Below are 926 nucleotides of genomic sequence, written 5' to 3' on the forward strand. Positions count from 1 at the left end.
TGGTTTCAATACCCAATGATAATGGAATCACGTCAAGCAGCAGCATTTCAGAGTCAGGTTTGTTACCAGCAAGAATATCTGCTTGGATACCCGCACCAATAGCCACCACTTCATCAGGGTTGATGCTAGTGAGTGGTGTGCGACCAAAGAATTCACCTACCATTTCACGGACAAGCAAGGTACGAGTTGAGCCACCAACCATCACCACTTCAAGTACTTCCTCCGCTTCTACGTCAGCATCTTTCAGTGCACGACGACAAGACATCAGAGTTTTCTTCACGAGTGGGCGAATCAGGTCTTCGAACTGCTCGCGTGTTACAGTGCCTTTCCAGCCAAACACGTCAACTTCTACGCTGTCTTGCTCAGAGAAAGCAATTTTGGTCGCCGTTGCAATGTTCAGTAATGCACGGTTTTTCTCAGCAGAAAGCGGCGCTTCTAGGCCAGCTTGCTCCATTAGGTAATCCGCTAATAGGTGGTCAAAGTCATCACCGCCAAGTGCAGAGTCGCCGCCTGTTGCTAATACTTCAAATACGCCTTTCGACAAACGTAGGATAGAGATATCGAACGTACCGCCACCTAAATCGTAAACTGCAATCACGCCCTCTTGACCTGAATCCAGACCGTAGGCAATCGCCGCTGCGGTTGGCTCATTAAGAAGACGCAGTACATGTAAACCCGCTAGCTTAGCCGCATCTTTCGTGCCCGCGCGTTGCGCGTCATCGAAGTACGCAGGAACGGTAATTACCACACCCGCAAGCTCTCCACCTAGAGTTTCTTCTGCGCGTTTACCTAGCGCTTTTAGAATATCTGCAGAAACTTCAATCGGGTTTTTATCCCCTTGAGCAGTTTGCAGTACTGGTAAGCCATTATCACTCTCTTTAAAACGGTAAGGTAATGATGGGTAGCGAGATTGAATGTCTTTTAGC

General features: G+C 48.4%; 1 protein-coding gene. It reads right to left on the reverse strand.

The features are described from left to right. On the reverse strand, window positions 1-926 hold a 926-nt coding region (locus R7190_RS26095), incomplete at both ends, for an Hsp70 family protein (RefSeq protein ID WP_318137706.1).

This window comes from Vibrio sp. 1078-1 (assembly GCF_033340475.1).